Origin of the sequence: Lentilactobacillus curieae (genome assembly GCF_000785105.2) — a bacterium.
Taxonomy (GTDB): domain Bacteria; phylum Bacillota; class Bacilli; order Lactobacillales; family Lactobacillaceae; genus Lentilactobacillus; species Lentilactobacillus curieae.
On record NZ_CP018906.1, the window covers coordinates 1511559 to 1525904 of the forward strand.

General features: G+C 40.0%; 12 protein-coding genes. 10 read left to right on the forward strand and 2 right to left on the reverse strand.

The features are described 5' to 3' along the window. Positions 1–63 precede the first annotated feature (63 nt). Positions 64–711: a cyclic di-AMP binding protein CbpA gene (gene cbpA, locus PL11_RS07275; protein WP_035168666.1), complete on the reverse strand. Its 648-nt coding sequence runs from the start codon at positions 709–711 to the stop codon at positions 64–66. A gap of 136 nt (positions 712–847) precedes the next feature. Continuing rightward, a complete protein-coding gene (locus PL11_RS07280) occupies positions 848–1804 on the reverse strand; it encodes an L-lactate dehydrogenase (protein ID WP_035168664.1) in 957 nt (318 codons plus the stop codon). A 223-nt stretch (positions 1805–2027) separates the two neighbouring features. Here PL11_RS07280 and pth point away from each other — a divergent pair, with 223 nt between their 5' ends. The 10 genes from pth to hslO all read left to right on the forward strand — a co-directional run bounded on the left by pth (position 2028) and on the right by hslO (position 14282). Continuing rightward, entirely contained in the window at positions 2028–2585 is a 558-nt protein-coding gene (gene pth, locus PL11_RS07285; RefSeq protein ID WP_035168662.1) for an aminoacyl-tRNA hydrolase, read from the forward strand. A gap of 23 nt (positions 2586–2608) precedes the next feature. After that, positions 2609–6139, forward strand: coding sequence for a transcription-repair coupling factor (gene mfd / locus PL11_RS07290; RefSeq protein WP_035168660.1), 3531 nt, complete (start codon positions 2609–2611; stop codon positions 6137–6139). Next, positions 6132–7709: a putative polysaccharide biosynthesis protein gene (locus PL11_RS07295; RefSeq protein WP_035168657.1), complete on the forward strand. Its 1578-nt coding sequence runs from the start codon at positions 6132–6134 to the stop codon at positions 7707–7709. The genes mfd and PL11_RS07295 overlap by 8 nt, the downstream gene beginning before the upstream one ends. Then, complete coding sequence (locus tag PL11_RS07300) at positions 7706–7984, forward strand: RNA-binding S4 domain-containing protein (RefSeq protein WP_035168655.1); 279 nt, start codon at positions 7706–7708, stop codon at positions 7982–7984. Before PL11_RS07295 ends, PL11_RS07300 begins: the two co-directional genes overlap by 4 nt. A 97-nt stretch (positions 7985–8081) precedes the next feature. Beyond that, entirely contained in the window at positions 8082–8477 is a 396-nt protein-coding gene (locus tag PL11_RS07305; RefSeq protein WP_035168653.1) for an FtsB family cell division protein, read from the forward strand. Between the two features lie 168 nt (positions 8478–8645). Beyond that, positions 8646–9140, forward strand: a complete 495-nt coding sequence (locus tag PL11_RS07310) for a S1 domain-containing RNA-binding protein (protein WP_035168651.1) — start codon at positions 8646–8648, stop codon at positions 9138–9140. Between the two features lie 54 nt (positions 9141–9194). Further along, on the forward strand, positions 9195–10559 hold the full coding sequence (gene tilS, locus PL11_RS07315) for a tRNA lysidine(34) synthetase TilS (protein ID WP_078256942.1): 1365 nt from the start codon (positions 9195–9197) through the stop codon (positions 10557–10559). A gap of 15 nt (positions 10560–10574) precedes the next feature. Beyond that, the gene (hpt, locus tag PL11_RS07320; RefSeq protein ID WP_035168649.1) at positions 10575–11117 is read left to right on the forward strand and encodes a hypoxanthine phosphoribosyltransferase; all 543 of its coding nucleotides are present in this window, start codon (positions 10575–10577) and stop codon (positions 11115–11117) included. 69 nt (positions 11118–11186) lie between these two features. Continuing rightward, entirely contained in the window at positions 11187–13289 is a 2103-nt protein-coding gene (gene ftsH, locus PL11_RS07325) for an ATP-dependent zinc metalloprotease FtsH (RefSeq protein ID WP_035168647.1), read from the forward strand. Positions 13290–13385: 96 nt separating this feature from the next. After that, positions 13386–14282 carry an Hsp33 family molecular chaperone HslO gene (gene hslO / locus PL11_RS07330; RefSeq protein ID WP_035168645.1) on the forward strand — a complete coding sequence of 299 codons (897 nt, stop codon included), beginning with the start codon at positions 13386–13388 and terminating at the stop codon, positions 14280–14282. The last annotated feature ends 64 nt before the right edge of the window (positions 14283–14346 follow it).

Consider the following 14346-nt stretch of genomic DNA (forward strand, 5'->3'; position numbering starts at 1 on the left):
GTTTAAATTACATTAAAAAATAGGAGTTGAGGATAAAATCCTCAGCTCCTATTTTAGGTTTAATTAAATTCCGTCTTCTTCTTGTAAGTTTTCGACTTCCGGTACGCGGAATTCTTTTCTTTCCAAAGCAGCGATAATTCTGTTTAGTCGATCTTGATCAACGTCTGCTGGTAAGGTAAACATGATTCTGTGGACAAGTTCGCCTTCTTGGGCATCCAAGGAGATTACACTTGCAATTGCGGTGTACTTGGTAATGATTTTAGCAATTTCTTCCAAGTCCCCACGCTCACCACTGGCAACAACAGTTAGTACGTAACTACCAACGTTAACGTTCCATGATTGAGAAAGCATATCAAGTAATCGTGTATGGGTCACAATTCCGTAAAAGTTATTTCTTTCATCAAGGACTGCAATAAATGGTAAGTCTTTAATTGAGAAAAATACTTGGAAGAACGCTGAGTTCACGTTGATGAACTTAGTTGCGTTTTTCAATAGAGTGGTTACAGGTAGTGTCATGTCGCCGCCACGAGATTTGTGACGGTAAATGTGCATTTTGTAAATGTTACCTCTGAAAATTGTTCCAGTTTCGTCAAGAATTGGCACACAACGATATCCAGAATCTTCCAAAATTGTGAGAGCTTCCTCAAGGGTGGCACTTTCCTTAACAGTGACGAGACGTTCTTTTGGCTTAACTAGGCTTTTTAATAGCATGAACATTCCTCCAGATTATGAATATTATGTGTTTATCATACCATACCCGCCAAATTAAGTTCGGCACAAAGGGGAAAATTAAAATTGAAGACACAAAAAAAGTCGCCGAGGCGACCTTTTGAGTTTAAACCAAGAATTATAGTTGAGCCATACCGTCTGCAGTAGTCTTTTGAAGAGTTTCTGCTGACTTTCTCATAGCTTCTTTTTCTTCATCGTTTAATGGAACTTCGATAACTTCAGCAATCCCTGAAGCGTTAACGATTGCTGGGGCACCGATGTAAACATCGTTCAATCCGTATTGGCCGTCCATTGGTGCACCAACAGGAAGAACAGTGTTTTCATCACGAAGAACAGCCTTTGAAATTCTCATAAGGGCAGTTGCAACACCATAGAAGGTTGCACCCTTACGGTTAATGATTTCGTAAGCCTTGTGACGAGTTTCGTCTTCGATTTGGTGAAGGTCATCCATTGATAAACCAGCGCGCTTTGCACGTTCGATCAATGATTCGCCACCAACTGTTGCTGAAGCGTAAGCAGCAAATTCTGAATCACCATGTTCACCCATAATGTAAGCGTTGATTGATTGTGGGTTAACGTTAAGTTTCTTACCCAAAGCAACTTGTAGTCTTGAAGTATCCAATGAAGTACCACTACCGAATACTTTGTTCTTAGGAAATCCTGAGAATTTTTGAGCAGCGTAAGTCAAGATATCAACTGGGTTAGCAGCAACTAAAATTACACCCTTGAATCCTGAACCAACCAATGGTTTGATGATTGATTGCATAATCTTAAGGTTCTTGTTAACAAGATCCAAACGAGTTTCGCCTGGCTTTTGAGGTGCACCAGCTGTAATAACAGCTAAGTCAGCATCTGCACAGTCTGAGTAGTCACCTGAGAAGATGTGCTTTGGTGAAGTGAATACTTGAGCATCCTCAAGGTCAAGTGCGTCACCTTCAGTACGTTCTTTCACAACATCAACAATTACAAATTCTTCAGCTAGTCCTTGGTGCATCATTGCGTATGCGAATGATGAACCAACAGCACCATCACCGATTAAAGCAACTTTTTGGCGATCTAAAGTCAAATTGATCATCTCCTATAAAATTTTCTGAATCCAAGGACATTATACCATAGGAATGTTGCTAAATTCACAATCAATTGATGGTTAGTGTTGGTTATTTTAAAAAAGGTGACGAAGCTGCTGTTAAAATTGGCGATTAGAAAATTATGGTATAATTTACTGGATATTTAAAGAGGCAAGCTGAACATTAATTTGTTCAGCCTTTTGTGTTGTCAGAAAGAAAGAGGAACAAAAAATGAAACTCATCGTCGGACTAGGAAATATTGGTCCCCAATACACCGGGACGCGTCACAATACTGGATTTATGGTCGTGGAAGAATTTGCAAAGCGACACGACATTCAAATTACAACTAGAAAAATGGATTCAAAGTACGGAACGGGCTTTATCGGAACTGAAAAAATCATGGTAGTTGAGCCAACTACCTTTATGAATGAGTCCGGTCGGGCAGTTGCCCAACTACAAAATTACTTTGACGTTGATGTGGATGATATTATTGTCGTTCATGATGACATGGATTTACCTGTTGGTAAAATCCGGATTCGCAATACCGGGTCTGCTGGTGGTCATAACGGAATCAAGAGCATTATAAACTCAATTGGAACTCGTGATTTTGCCAGAATTAAGGTTGGAATTGCTCATCCACAAAAGAAAAAGGTTGTCGACTATGTGCTTGGAAAGTTTTCTAAGGAGCAGTTGCCAGACTTTTTAAATGCACAAGACAGAGCCGCCAGTGCAATTGAAGATTGGATTGCTGGTAGTACAATTCCAGAATTGGAAAACAAATTTAATTAGGTAGTTGAGAGAGGAAGATATAGATGAAACTAGATCATCTATTTGATCAGGTTACCGAATTTAATAATGTAATCACCAATGCAAAGCCAGGTTCTAGGCAGCTAGTTACGGGGTTGAATGGTTCATCTAAAACGGTCTTTATTAATGGAATCTATAAAAATTTAACGCGGCCAATGGTAATCGTGACTGATACGCTGGCTCATGCTGATCAATTGACTGCCGATTTGGCTAACTTAATCGCTGAGGACCAGCTATTTGAGTTTCCAGTGGAAGAAATAGGTGCTAGTGAATTAGCAACTAGTTCTCCTGAATATAAATCACTCAGGGTGTTAGCCTTAAATAAGCTAGCTTCTGGTGAACCGGCCGTGATTGTTACCTCAACGTCAGGGATTAGGCGGATTTTACCGACAAGAGAACAGTTTGCGAGTGCCCACTTGAAGATTTCTTTAGGCGATGAATTCAACTTAGCTGACTTAAAGATACAACTACACCAAATGGGATATTCGATGCAGAAGATGGTTGCTGCCCCGGGGGAGTTTTCAATCCGAGGTTCGATCGTCGATATCTATCCTCTTAGTGATGACAACCCTGTTCGAATTGACTTCTTTGATACTGAGGTTGATTCAATGAGAAGCTTCAACGTTGCTGACCAAAGAAGTATTGAAAATGTTGAAAGTAGTGAAATTCTTCCTGCTAGCGACTTACTAATGACTTCGGAACAGCGTCAGAATTTGGTTGAAAAACTTCAGCAAAGCTTGGCAACTGTCAGTGATGATTTGGATGATGAAGCTGCCAAAACCTTGTCTGACAGTTTAGGAGTTAAAATTACTGACTTGCAAAATGGTTTGAATGATCCTTATTGGTTATTATTTTCCAGGATGATGTACGCTGAGCGGACGTCAATTTTGGACTATCTAGGCGAAAACGGAATCGTGCTGTACGATGAGTATTCCAAATTAACCGAAACCAATAAACAGTTACTTAGTGACGAAGAGGATTGGTTATCAGATAAGGCAGCTAACCATGAAATTCTGCCTGGATTTGAATACACCAATGACTTTAAAGCGGTCTTTAAAGCTGACAAACATGCCAGCGTTTTGTTTTCCTTATTCAAAAAAGGGTTGACTAACTTAAAGTTTACCCAACTCAGTCAGTTGAACACCCGACCGATGCAACAATTCTTCTCCTCAATGCCAATGCTTAAGGGTGAAGTTGACCGCTGGACGAAGGGAAATACTACTGTCGTCATGATGGTTCAGGATCAAAACCGACTAGAAAAAGTAGCTAATACATTAGCCGATTTTGGAATCACTGTAACGGTGACGAGCCCAACTAAAATCATTGAAGGCCAAGCACAACTGATTGCTAATGGTCTGGATAATGGTTTTGAGTTGCCACAAAATAAACTGGCAGTTATTACTGAACGTGAATTATTCCAGAAAGTTACCAAAAAACGGCGGAAGATGACCACGTTTAATAATGCCGAGCGAATTAAGAGCTATACAGATTTAAAGCCGGGTGATTTTGTTGTCCACGTTAACCACGGGATTGGTCGCTACGAAGGTATGAAGACCATGGAAGTTGATGGAAAACACCAGGATTATTTAACCATTACCTATAAAGACAATGCGCAATTATTCATTCCGGTTTCGCAACTAAACTTAATTCAGAAATATGTTTCTTCTGAAGATAAACACCCACGTATCAATAAGCTTGGTGGTAGTGAGTGGGCAAAGACAAAGCAAAAAGTTGCCAGCAAGATTGAAGACATTGCTGATGACTTGATTGAATTGTATGCCAAACGAAGTGTTCAAAAGGGATATGCATATCCAAAAGATGATTCACTGCAGCATGACTTTGAAGATGAATTTCCATACAATGAGACTCCTGATCAGTTAAGAAGTGCCCAGGAAATTAAGCGTGATATGGAGGCTTCCCGTCCAATGGATCGATTATTGGTTGGGGATGTTGGTTATGGTAAGACCGAAGTTGCACTACGGGCGGCTTTTAAAGCAATCGAAGTTGGTAAGCAGGTAGCATTCTTGGTGCCAACAACAATTTTAGCTCAGCAACATTTTGAAACCATGACGGACCGATTCTCTGAGTATCCAATCACCATTAAGGTGTTATCAAGATTCCAGACAAAGGCTGAAATGAAGGAAACTATTGCTGGATTGAAGGATGGTTCAGTCGATGTAGTAGTTGGAACTCACAGGATTTTATCTAAAGACGTCGGGTTTAAGGACTTGGGACTGCTGATCATTGACGAAGAGCAACGTTTTGGGGTTAAGCACAAAGAGCGTATCAAGGAATTAAGAAGCAACGTTGACGTGTTAACCTTGACGGCGACACCAATTCCAAGAACATTGAATATGTCGATGATGGGAATTCGTGATTTATCTGTAATTGAGACGCCACCAGCAAACCGGTACCCAATTCAAACCTATGTAATGGAACAAAACGCTGGGGCAATTAGGGATGCAATCGACCGGGAGATGGCCAGGGGAGGCCAGGTATTTTACCTTCACAACCGGGTTGATGATATTGAGAAGACGGTGGCGGATCTAGAAGAACTTGCCCCCGATGCCAGAATTGGTTACATTCACGGCAAAATGACTGAGAACCAATTAGAAAATGTTTTGTACGAATTTATTAACGGTGAATATGATGTTTTGGTCACAACGACAATTATTGAAACCGGAGTTGATATTCCAAACGTGAATACGTTGTTTGTGGAGAACGCTGATCGAATGGGACTTTCGCAACTTTACCAACTTCGTGGCCGAATTGGCCGAAGTAGTCGGGTTGCTTATGCTTACTTTATGTACCAACCCAATAAGTCTTTGACCGAGGTTGGCGAAAAAAGGTTGGAGGCCATTCGTGATTTCACAGAGTTGGGTTCAGGATTTAAGATAGCAATGCGGGACCTATCAATTCGTGGAGCTGGGAATCTCCTTGGAAAACAGCAACATGGATTTGTGGATTCAGTGGGGTATGACTTATATACTCAGATGCTATCCGATGCAGTTGCTAAGAAACGTGGTAAGGAAGTTACCCAAACGACTGATTCAGTTATTGAAATGGATATTGAAGCCTATCTACCAACGGAATACATTGATGATGGGCAGCAAAAAATTGAATTATATAAGCGGATTCGTCAAGCAGAAAACAAGGCGCAAATCGATGAAATTACAGATGATTTGATCGACCGTTTTGGCGATTATCCAGAACCAGTTGCCAACTTGCTTAAAGTGTCTGAAATTAAGTTAAATGCTGACTTTGATTTAATTGAAAAGGTGCAAAGGAAGTCTCATAATTTGACTCTGACCTTTTCTAAATTAGCTGACACAGAATTTGAAAGTAAAGACTTGTTAAAAGCGATTGCTGAAACGAAATTCCGTGCTACTATCAATTCAGCGGAGAAAAAGTATCAAATTAAATTAGTGATTCAAAATAACATGACCGACTGGCTCGATCAATTGATCAAGTTATTGGTAGAGCTAGCAAAAATCCGCCAAGAAAAATCAGCAGATGGGGAAAAGCAGAATGAATGAAAATTCTAAACGAAATGCCTTAGTAAAGGGGACAGCGCTGCTAACGATTGCATCGCTAGTTGCTAAGATTTTGAGTGCTGTTTATAGAATTCCATTTCAAAATATGGTGGGTAACGTTGGCTTTTATGTATACCAACAAGTCTATCCAATATACGGAATCGCAATGACATTTGCTCTGTCAGGGTTACCAGTCTTTATTTCTAAGTTGGTGGTCGACTCAAAGTCAGAGGCGGACAAATTAAATGTCGTTCATCACATTCAGCAATCATTGATGATTTCATGCGTGATAATTTTTATAGGGCTCCAGATTGGTGCTCAGCAAATTGCTTTTTGGATGAATGACGGTCGGTTATCCCCAGTAATTGCTTCAGTTTCGTGGATGTTTTTAATTGTCCCGTTTTTGGCAAGCTGGCGTGGCTATTTCCAGGGTCATTACATGATGAAACCAACTGCGTATTCGCAGGTGTTGGAGCAATTTATTCGCGTGTCAGTAATCCTTGTGGTTGCGTATTTGTCAGTAAAGATGGGGATGGAACCCCACCGGATGGGACAATTTGCAATGCTATCAGCTCCAATTGCGACTTTGATGTCAGCAATGGTGTTATTCGGATTCAGGCGTCATGCTAAAGTGGGCAAATTACCTAAGCTGCAACCGATTCCTGGTTTGTCTAAACGATTGTTGCTTGAGGGAATTACCATTTGTTTGGTGGCCTCAGTGATGTTGCTACTCCAATTGGTTGATTCTTTTTCGGTCGTTGCTAATCTGTTGCACATCGGGGCTAATGAAATTGATGCGCAAAACACAAAGGGAATCTACGATCGAGCACAAACTTTGGTTCAGCTGGGACTAGTGATTACGACAGCCTCAACAACGGCAATGCTGCCACAATTGGTTTCAACAATTCGGGAGAAACAAATTAACCGTTATAAACGTTTGGCTCGTGCCTGCATTTCCACAAACTTTGGAATTGCTTGTGCTATGAGTGCGGGGATGTTCAGTTTGATGGCGGCCATCAATCCATTATTGTTTGCAACTCCTGAATTAAGTTTAACAATTGCGGTGTACTGTCTTAGTGTCCTGGTAGCTTCGATGATTTTAGTTATCAATACAATTTTCCAAAGTCGTGATGTGTACATCCCAACCATTTGGGCCATTGGAGCCGCTGTGCTAAGTAAAATAATCCTGAATCATTTATTGATTAGGTCACAGGGAATTATGGGAGCAAGTGAAGCTACGATTCTTAGCCTGTTGGTTGCTGTTGTGGTGATGACTGTTCTTGGTAAACAATACCTTGTGGGACTAGTCAATTGGTCCCAATTATCAAAATTGGTAGGAATCAGCCTAATTATGTGGATAGTTGTCCTAGTTACTAGAAATTTGACGCAATCCGTATTGATTGGAAAAATTCCCTTTAGAGCTGATGTAGCTATCCAAACATTAGTCGGAGTCGTTGTCGGTGTCATAGTATTTATCGGTTTGGCACTGGCTTTCAATGCCCTTGATGAGCAAGAGTGGTCACTAATTCCGATGGGTGAAAAAATTAATAAAATTCGAGGAGAACAAAAATGAGAATCGATAAATTTTTAAAGGTTTCGAGAATTATTAAACGGCGGTCTGTTGCAAAGGAAATTGCTGATCAAGGCAGAATTAGTGTCAACGGCCGAGTAATCAAATCATCGAGTGAAGTTCATCCAAATGATGAAATCGTAATCAAATTTGGGAATAAGACGTTAACAGTTAGGGTTAAAGAACTATTGGATACTACCAAGAAGGACGATGCCCAACGGATGTACGAGATTATTAATGAAGAATACGAACGAGACTTTCGCTCCGAAAATGAATAAATGTCCTGAAAATCACGATTAGAATGTGGACAAACCTTAATTCTTTGTTGTAGTATGGTTTAAAAGGGTTTGAGTCATTTTGATCGGGGGATTTAACATGACGAATTCAAAAGGGAAAATCAGGAAGCTTGAAAACGAGTTTACCAAGAAGCGCGAAATTGAAATTATGAAGAATAAAATTTCAGTTAAACTCAGTGCTAAAAGAAAACGGCGGGCCATGTTTATCGTGGGGTTATTCATGTTGTGTGTCTGTGTTTTTGGGGTGCAAATTATCCGGGCTAAGTCTAACTTGGCACAAATTAACGACCAGATAGTTAAACAAAAAGCTGATTTAAAGACTGAAAAAGCGACTAATAAAAAATTGAGCGTTAAGGTAAAGCAGTTGAATAACCGCTCTTACGTAGAGAAACTCATCCGTGAGCGTTATTACTACACTAAGCCCGGTGAAACAGTTTATAGTTTTCCTGATAAGGCAATTGATGATTTAGATTAATAAACTTTATAGTTTAAAATAGTGAACTTCTGGGCTTAATTAATTGTCCGGGAGTTCACTTTGTTTTTGGTGAGAAAAAAAGATTAATTCTCACTGAGATTATTAAACGATTTCCAATTAAGTATGATATAATTTACCTACAACTACATAGGAGGAACAATTTTTTAAATGGCAATTGAAGTTGGGGAAAAAGTCAGTGGCAAGGTTTCTGGAATTACTAATTTCGGTGCTTTTGTTGACTTAGGTGATCATAAAACAGGATTGGTTCACATTAGTGAAGTTTCAGATGGATTTGTTAAAGATATTCATGACATCCTTAAAGTTGGTGACGAAGTAACTGTTAAAGTATTGAAGGTCGATGGCGATAACAAAATCAGCCTTTCAATTCGAAAAGCAAACGAAAATCATGAAGCCAATCATGAACACAGTCACAACAGTCATGAGCGCAGTAACTCAGGTTATCATCACGATAATCGCAATGAGCATCATAATAATTCAGGTCGACGTTCCTTCGATCATAAATCAAATAATGATAGGGGTCACAAATCAGAAAGTTTTGATGATTTGATGTCAGGCTTTTTGAAACAAAGTGAGGATCGCCTATCAACGCTTAAAAAGAACACAGAAGGTAAACGCGGAGGCCGTGGCGGTCGTCGCAGTTAATAGATAATTCAGGTACTTTAATTAGTATCTGTTTTTTTATTGGTGGGGGTAAATTTGGAACTTTCAAAGCAATTTATTCAAAATATTAGTGAACACGGTTGGTTTTCTACACCCAAAGTGGCGGTGCTTGCGGTTTCTACTGGGGTTGATTCAATGACTCTGTTGGACCTATTTTTGAAGGCAAAGATTCCAGGACTAAAATTGGTGGTTGCATATGTTGATCACAAGTTACGGCCAGAATCAGCTAAGGAGTCTGAATTTATTCACCAATTCTGCCAAGAACATGATCTCGAATTAAGGACTAAGATTTGGAAAAATCAATTTCATCCGCAGTCAGGGATAGAAGAGGCAGCCCGAAACTTCAGGTATGAATTTTTTGCTGAAGTGATGAAGGATGTTTCAGCAGATTATTTGGTAACTGCTCATCACGCAAATGATTTGGCTGAAACGGTAATCATGAAGATTATTCGCGGTGGTTGGCTAGAGTCAGCAATTGGCATTCCTGCTGAACGGCTTTTTGCTGGTGGTAAACTTATCAGACCATTGTTAGGTATGACCAAGGCAGATATTCGTGACTATGCTACCCAAATCGGTCTTAAATGGTTCGAAGATCAGTCTAACTATACGGATGAAAATTTGCGAAATCGAATCCGTCATGAAATTATCCCGAAATTGCAAGAGGAAAATTCTGCTGCTGTTGAGCATATTGCCAGCTTTTCTCACCAGCTGACGGAATTATTGGCAGTTAGTGATGAATTCGTTGAGCAACAATTGGCGGGGATGAGTGTTCACTCAGACGAAGAACACATTTTAGACATCGATAATCATGACCGATTGAGCTATCCTTTGTTAAAACTCATATTAAAGCGTTGGTTAAGCGATGGGATTCCTGCAGTCGGAATTAGTAATGATAGTGTGGACCAAATTATAGCGTTGATCAATAATCAAGAACGTCCACAAGGTGAAGTAGTTCTGGCGGATAACGTGATTGTTAAAAAGCGATATTCGAAATTGATTTTGCAATCCTTGCCTGAAAATCCCAAATTCCACTCTCAAAAAAGTAGTGGTTTTATGGTAACATTAGACCGGTGGTACCAAATAAATGAAAGCCAGCGTTTCGGTGTGTTTAAAGAACTCCCAAACCAAGTAACGGGTAAAGTTTCTGAGATTCGGTTGAGAAAATCAGATCTCCCACTTTATTGTAGGAATACTGAATCTGGAGATAGGTTTGAATTGGAGAATGGGGGCCATCAAAAGGTGTCTAGACTGTTGATCAATCAAAAACTTCCAGTTGAGAGTCGGGCGATGGTTCAAGTTGTAACCACGTCAACAAACAGAATTTTAGCAATTCTGGGTCTTCGAGTGGTTAAAACTAATCGAGACGGTGGCAGTAACATTTACTATTTAATTGAGAATTGAGAGGAAACCAAGTTAATGGATAATGACATCTTAAAGGTGCTGTACAGTAAGTCCGAAATTCAAGAAGCGTGTGAACGGTTAGGAAAAGAAATCAAAGATTTCTATGGAGATAAAGTTCCAGTAGTTATCGGTGTTTTGAAAGGGTCAATCTTTTTTATGACTGATGTAATTCGTGATGCTGATATGTATATGGAGCTAGACTTCATGGATGTTTCTAGCTATCACGGAACCACAGAGTCATCAGGTAATGTGGAGTTAGTTACAGATATTTCAACGGATATTGCTGGCCGGGACGTTTTAATAATGGAAGATATCGTTGATACAGGTAGAACTTTGCAATTTTTAATTGACACGCTTAATGACCGTGGGGCAAAGTCAATCAAAGTTTGTACATTACTAGATAAGCCAGCTGGTAGAGTGGTTGAAGCTAAGTCAGATTTTACCGGATTTGAAGTCCCAAATGAATTCGTGGTTGGTTATGGTCTTGATTATGACGAAAAGTACCGAAACCTACCGTACATCGGAGTTTTAAAGCCAGAAATTTATACGAATAATTAATAGTCAAATATAGTCAAATGTGGTAGTATTTGGACTATCAAAACAAATTAGTACTTTAGGAGGACGTTGATGAACTCAAATAAAAATGGACTCTTTAGGAGCAGTCTATTTTATATCGTGATGTTCTTGCTTGTGATGGGGGTAATTTACTTCTTTAGCGGAAGCAATACCAACACGCAATCACAGGAAATCCGATCAAGCCAATTCGTTCAAAATTTAAAGGACGATAAGATTAAGAACTTTTCGATTCAGCCAAGTGGCGGAGTTTATAAAGTCACTGGTGAGTATCGCCAAGCTCAAAAGGTAAAGGAGCAAACTGGACTTTTAATTGGGGGTTCAACCCAAACAAAGGACGTTTCTAAGTTCAGTACAACTGTACTTGAAAACAATACTTCAGTTGCTGAAATTACCAAGGCTGCTCAAGATAACAAAGTTAAGATGAATGCCAAACCCGAAGAATCAAGTGGTTTCTGGGTAAACTTACTAGTTTACGTATTACCACTGGTAATCTTTATCTGGTTCTTCTACATGATGATGGGTAAGGCTGGCGGACAAGGCGGCGGTAATGGCCGAGTAATGAACTTTGGTAAATCTAAAGCTAAGCCTGCTGATAGTAAACAAAACAAGGTCCGCTTCTCCGATGTTGCGGGTGAAGAGGAAGAAAAACAAGAACTTGTTGAAGTTGTTGAATTTCTGAAAGATCCAAGGAAGTTTACTTCGTTGGGAGCAAAAATTCCACATGGCGTGTTACTAGAGGGACCTCCTGGTACTGGTAAAACTTTACTTGCTAAAGCTGTTGCCGGTGAAGCAGGCGTACCTTTCTACTCAATTTCCGGATCAGATTTCGTGGAAATGTTTGTCGGGGTTGGTGCTAGCCGTGTTCGTGATTTGTTTGAACAGGCTAAAAAGGCTGCTCCTGCAATCATCTTCATTGATGAAATTGATGCAGTTGGTCGTAAACGTGGTGCCGGAATGGGTGGTGGCCACGATGAACGTGAACAAACCCTTAACCAATTGTTAGTTGAAATGGATGGTTTTGAAGGTAATGAAGGTGTTATTGTCATTGCTGCTACTAACCGTTCTGACGTTCTTGATCCAGCTTTGACTCGTCCAGGCCGTTTTGACCGGAAGATTCTGGTTGGCCGTCCAGACGTTAATGGTCGTGAAGCAATCTTGAAGGTTCATTCTAAGAATAAGCCACTTTCTAGCAATGTTGACCTTCATGAAATTGCTAAGCAAACCCCAGGTTTCGTGGGTGCTGACTTAGCCAACTTGCTTAACGAAGCTGCACTTCTTGCCGCACGTCGTAATAAGGCTGATATTGATGCATCCGATGTTGATGAAGCTGAAGACCGTGTTATTGCTGGTCCTGCTAAACGTAATCGAGTTATTTCTAAGCATGAACGTGAAACGGTTGCCTACCATGAAGCTGGTCACACCATTGTTGGGTTAGTTCTTAACGATGCGCGAGTAGTTCATAAAGTTACAATCGTTCCTCGTGGTCGCGCCGGCGGATATGCAATCATGTTGCCAAAGGAAGACCAACAGTTGATGTCTAAGAAAGATGCCCAAGAGCAAATTGCTGGTTTGATGGGTGGACGAGCTGCTGAAGAAATTATCTTCAACTCTGAATCTTCAGGAGCTTCAAACGACTTTGAGCAAGCGACAAATATTGCACGAGCAATGGTTACTCAGTACGGTATGAGTGACAAACTTGGTCGAGTTCAACTTGAAAATCCATCTGAAGAAGCTTACGGACCAAGATATTCTCAAGAAACTGCTGCCTCAATTGATGATGAGGTCAGAAGATTTACTGATGAAGGTCATGCAGAAGCAACTCGGATTATCGAGGAGCATCGTGATCAACACAGAATTATTGCTGAAGCGTTGCTTAAGTACGAAACTCTTGATGAAAAACAAATCTTATCACTTTATAACACTGGTAAGATGCCTGAGGATCCTTCAACTAGCGACTTCCCAAGTGAACGTGCTTCGACATTTGAAGAAGCAAAACGCGAACTTGAACGTAAGGAAGCTGAGCGTCAAGCAAGCATTGAAAAGGGTAAGGATAATAGTGATGAAACAGATACTTCATCAACTGATCCTCAACCAGACGATGTAAAACCAGACAACGATTCTCAAAACAATCATCAAAATAATGATGACGAATAAGCCAAATAGCTAATTTGTTTACCGAATAATTAAGTGGGATTGCAACAAAACGCTGGTTTTGTTGTAGTCCCGCTTTTATTTCTAAAGGAGATTAAAATGAAAGACTATCTAGTAAAAGCAATAACTAATGACGGCATGTTCCGCGCATATGCTGTGAATGCTCAGCAAATGGTTGCTGATGCCCAAAGTAAGCACGATACATGGAGTGCATCATCTGCTGCGCTTGGACGAACAATGATTGGTTCAACAATGCTAGCTTCATCTGTTGATAAAAATGGGGCAGCAATCACCGTCAAAGTTAATGGTGGTGGCCCGGTTGGCCAAATTGTTGTTGACGCCGATTCTAAAGGTAACGTTAAGGGGTATGTTGGCGATTCTCACGTTCATTTACCATTGAATCAATTCCATAAGATTGATGTAGCAAAGGCTGTTGGTAATGGTGGAATTTTAGAGGTTACCAAAGTATTAGGTAATGGTGATCCATACACAAGTAGTGTTCCCTTAGCATCTGGTGAAATTGGAGATGATTTCACTTTCTATCTAGCTCAATCTGAGCAGATTCCATCTGCTGTGGGAGTTTCAGTTTTTGTTAATGATGATAATTCAATTGGGGCGGCTGGTGGTTACTTGGTTCAGGTTCTTCCAGGTGCCAGTGATGAAGCGATTGATAAGTTGACCCAAAGGATTAAAGAAATGCCGATGTTATCAGAATTGTTACTCAAAAATCAATTACCAGAGGAAATTTTGAATCTGTTATTTGGTGAGGGCAATTTGAAATTTTTGACGACAGAACCAGTCAGATTTTACTGTAATTGTTCAAAAGAAAAATTTTGGAATGATTTAGTTGGGATCCCAGTCTCACAACTCCAGGAAATTCTTACTGAAGATGGCAAAATTGATGTAACTTGTAATTTCTGTCAGTCTAAGTACCACTATGATGCTGATGAATTAAAACAAATTATTTCCGAAGCAAGTGCAAACAGCAATAAGTAGCTATTAAAATATTAAATTGTGTGATACTATTACTCACGGTATTTTTAGATTTAAATTAAGCGTT